The sequence below is a fragment of the Nitrosomonas marina genome, from assembly GCF_900111605.1.
GTDB lineage: Bacteria > Pseudomonadota > Gammaproteobacteria > Burkholderiales > Nitrosomonadaceae > Nitrosomonas > Nitrosomonas marina_A.
Genome location: NZ_FOIA01000075.1, coordinates 1 through 2,253, shown reverse-complemented (window position 1 = coordinate 2,253; position 2,253 = coordinate 1). Strand labels below are relative to the sequence as shown.

Annotated in this window: 3 protein-coding genes; 1 reads left to right on the top strand and 2 read right to left on the bottom strand. The window is 45.9% G+C overall.

Going from position 1 to position 2,253, the window contains the following annotated elements; all coding sequences use genetic code 11:
* Positions 1-1,013 (top strand): ISNCY family transposase (locus tag BMY62_RS15745; RefSeq protein ID WP_090662207.1); only part of this gene is annotated, 1,013 nt, incomplete at its 5' end.
* Positions 1,014-1,222: 209 nt separating this feature from the next.
* Here the strand turns inward: BMY62_RS15745 and BMY62_RS15740 are convergent.
* Positions 1,223-1,471: a GIY-YIG nuclease family protein gene (locus tag BMY62_RS15740; RefSeq protein WP_090662204.1), complete on the bottom strand. Its 249-nt coding sequence runs from the start codon at positions 1,469-1,471 to the stop codon at positions 1,223-1,225.
* A 135-nt stretch (positions 1,472-1,606) separates the two neighbouring features.
* Entirely contained in the window at positions 1,607-1,936 is a 330-nt protein-coding gene (locus tag BMY62_RS15735) for an HU family DNA-binding protein (RefSeq protein WP_090662201.1), read from the bottom strand.
* Between the last annotated feature and the right edge of the window lie 317 nt (positions 1,937-2,253).

Sequence of the window (2,253 nt, the reverse complement as noted above, 5' to 3'; positions counted from 1 at the left end):
CGAAGGCATCAGCCTTACAGGGAGTAATCAGTCTGATACGTGCAGAAACATGGGAGCGCATCAATCAATTGCTTGTTAGTGGTGCGCTGGACGCCGGGATTGAATGCGCCAAAGGCGTGCGCATCGACAGCACAGTGACGGACAGCCCGATTCATGTGCCATGGGACAGCAGTTTGTTGGGTGACGCGGCCCGGGTTATGGATCGGATGATGAAAGATGCACGGCAACGTTGTTTGGAACTGAGATATACCTGTCATCAGCGGGTGGTGAAGAAACAGGTGACCGCGATCAGAAATTGCAAGGGTGCTTCGATACGGCAAACGCATTACAAGAAGCTCATTAAGTACACGCGCAAAACATTAGGCGCCGTCAAGGGGACCTTACTGTCGCACAAGGAATGGCTGGACTGGGTGTTGCAGGCGGAACATATTATTCCACTGGTTGAGCGCATCATTGATCAGGCTGAACGCAGGGTGATCAAAGGTGAGAGTTTGCCTGCGGAAGAAAAAATAGTCAGTTTGTTCGAGCCACATACAGACATTATCGTCAAGGACAAGCGCCAGGTGCAATATGGTCATAAGATCAACTTCAGCAGCGGCAAGCACGGTATGATTTTGGATACGGTGATCGAGTCTGGGAATCCTGCGGACAGCGCCCGTTTTTTGTCGATGATCAAGCGCCTGGATGATGTGTATGGAAAACTACCGAATCGGGTGGCGGCAGATGCTGGCTATGCCAGTACGGCGAATATTGATGCGGCAAAAGAACTGGGGATCAAGGCTGTGGGCTTACCAAAAAAACGTGGCATGACGGTCGAAGCCATGACCGGGAGCGAAGGGATTTACAGAAAACTCAAGCGATTCCGGGCCGGAATCGAGGGCAATATCTCGACGCTGAAGCGGGCATTCGGACTGAATCGTTGCACCTGGAAAGGACTGGATCATTTCAAAGCATATGTGATGTCATCCGTACTGGCTTATAACCTCCAGAAATTTGCACGGCTGTCGATTTAAACTAGGCAATTGGCGATACAGATGTAGTGCATGATGGTTGCGTTCGTCTCAAAAATGGCAAAAATGGGACAACTCGATGGCTCGAAGGGAAAAACGAGAAAAATGACTGTTTCTACAGTTTTTAGCCGGACTTTAGGAAATCACCATGCAGCCAAGAATCAGAAAAACAGGTGTTTATGGATGAGAACTAGTTAGCAACTGAAATACCTTTATGCAGCACCCGAAATCAATTCCAGTTTCCCAGCACGAGTCATTGATTTTACTGCGGCTTCCCTTTTCGTCGCATCTGATCTGTTTTTGTGCAATTCCTGATATACAAGCCGAAATGGGCCACGGCCTGCAGTATAGCGAGCGCCTTTCCCGATTTCATGTTCTGTAATTCGACGCGTCAAATCTTTGGTTATACCGGTGTAAAGACTTCCGTCAGCACATTCCAGTATATATACCGTCCAGATCATTGATTCGCTAAAGCCGTATGGTTATCTGGTCGATACATAAATTGTAGGGAGCTCAAACCTGCGAAAATGAGTAAGTCAAATCAACTCGCCCAGGGAATTTTGTGATCCATTCTTGATTCCCTGAGTTTCTCAAATTTATTTCTTCTTTGCTTTCACGTTTGATTTAACTGGCTTCCCAGTTTTGGCTGAACGAGCCGCGGCAGCTTCTGATAAAGCTTTGCCTGGCTTGAATTTGACGACCTTCTTGGCAGGGATGGTCATGGTTTTGCCGGTTGCCGGGTTGCGCCCTTCACGACTTGCGCGTTCCGTTACTGAAAAAGTACCGAATCCCACTAACTGAACATTATTACCTGCAGCTAATGATTGTTGAAGAACTTCAAGCATTCCGTTGAGCATAGTAGCGGTTTGTGCTTTAGTAGTGTTAGAACGTGTTGCTATTGCTTCAATCAATTCATTCTTGTTCATGAAACACTCCTGATAGTGGGTAAGAGATGGCTGTAATTTAACAATACATAACACGATAAATCAACAGTTTATTTATTCTCTACTTGTCATTATTGCCAGGTAATTTGTTTATAAATAGAAAGCAACTCAAAACACTAGAGTTTAGAGCGAGCTTACTCCTCCAGGCTAATAATTTTTAGCCTGTTTTAGCTAGTCGCTCTATGTTTTTTCCTTTTGTTACGTAGTCTTAATCCGCTCACACTCAGAATCGCTATTTTTGTTCCAATTTGGTGGCATGAATTTTTTGCATTTCGCATTCCACCACTGCCTGACGGCAA